The organism is Psychrobacter sp. Ps7 (assembly GCF_022129225.1).
GTDB classification, from domain to species: Bacteria; Pseudomonadota; Gammaproteobacteria; order Pseudomonadales; family Moraxellaceae; genus Psychrobacter; species Psychrobacter immobilis_A.
In genome coordinates, this window is the sequence record NZ_JADQAH010000078.1 from 1 (window position 1) to 1,277 (window position 1,277).

Here is a 1,277-nt window from a genome sequence, read left to right on the forward strand (position 1 = left end):
TGACCCCTGCCGTCAAATCCGTACACATAAACTTGGGAGATTTTAGTTACGCAGCCTGACGATAATAATCAAACCACATCTGTCTTGGCGATTTATAGCCCAAACCCTTTTGAATTCTCGTCTGATTATAGTAAAGCTCAATATATTGGCGAATGTCAGTCATCGCCGTAAATCTGGTTTTATAGTCTTGGTGGTATATCAGCTCATTCTTTAATAAGCCCCAGAAGCTTTCTATGGGTGCGTTGTCGAAACAATTGCCCTTGCCACTCATTGAACCTGTAAACTGATGCTGCTTGATGATTTTGTGATAGGCATGACTACAATACTGGCTGCCTCTGTCAGAGTGCACAATCAATCCTTGGCTTGGACGTTTATTCTTGATTGCCATATTGAGTGCACGACATACTAAATCTGCGGTCATTCGCTTATTGATAGCATACCCGACCAGCTCTTTGGTGTATAAATCTTTGACTCCAGCTAAATACAACCAACCCTCATGTGTCCAGATATAAGTAATATCGCTTACCCATGCTTGGTTAGGGCAACTGGCATCAAACTGCTGATCCAGCACATTCGGATAAACTAGCTTGTTGTGATTAGAGTCGGTGGTCACTTTAAAGCGCTTATGACGACGACATTTAATGCCGTGTTGCTCTTTGATGCTTCTTACCATATACAAGCTAATGTTATGGCCTTGCTCGCTTAGATGAGCATGCAGTCGATCTACGCCATAACATTCTTTCGTTTCACTGTGAGCAGCTTTAACCAGTAATTCAGACTGGTTGCGGTGTATCTGTTGGTCACTGATGTCACGACTAATCCAGTCGTAATAGCTTGAGGGCTTAACCCTTAACACACGGCACATAGTGGTGATGCGAAAGAGGAACTGGTTGTCTTTGATAAAGGCGTACTTTACTAACTGTGCTTGGCGAAGTACGCCGTCGCCTTTTTTAGTATCTCGCGCTCCTCTTCAGCCACTTTAAGCTGTCGTTTGAGCTGCTTTATTTCTTGAAGAGCACTCATAAGATCAGGATCATATTGCTCTGTGCCGACAAGCTTGCCTTGATTGGCTTTGTTATGCCAATTTGAGAGCGTTTGCATGGCAATGCCAAGCTGCTTTGCGGTAGCCGAGATATTGCCATTATTGTCTGATATCTTCTTGACAGCTTCTGCTTTAAATTCGTCACTGTAGGTTCTTACTTTCTTGGTCATGATAAACTCCGGTTAATACGCTTAGTTTACCAAGTTTAGTTGTACGGTTTATTCAGCATAGCTCA

The 1,277-nt window shown here is 42.9% G+C and carries 1 protein-coding gene; it reads right to left on the reverse strand.

Annotation, left to right across the window (positions count from 1 at the left end):
- Positions 1–46 precede the first annotated feature (46 nt).
- Positions 47–1,212 (reverse strand): IS3 family transposase gene (locus I3257_RS14085; RefSeq protein WP_238050167.1). Its coding sequence is split into 2 segments (ribosomal slippage): positions 47–954 and positions 954–1,212, totalling 1,167 coding nucleotides; the frame shifts between segments, so codons are not numbered across the junction.
- Between the last annotated feature and the right edge of the window lie 65 nt (positions 1,213–1,277).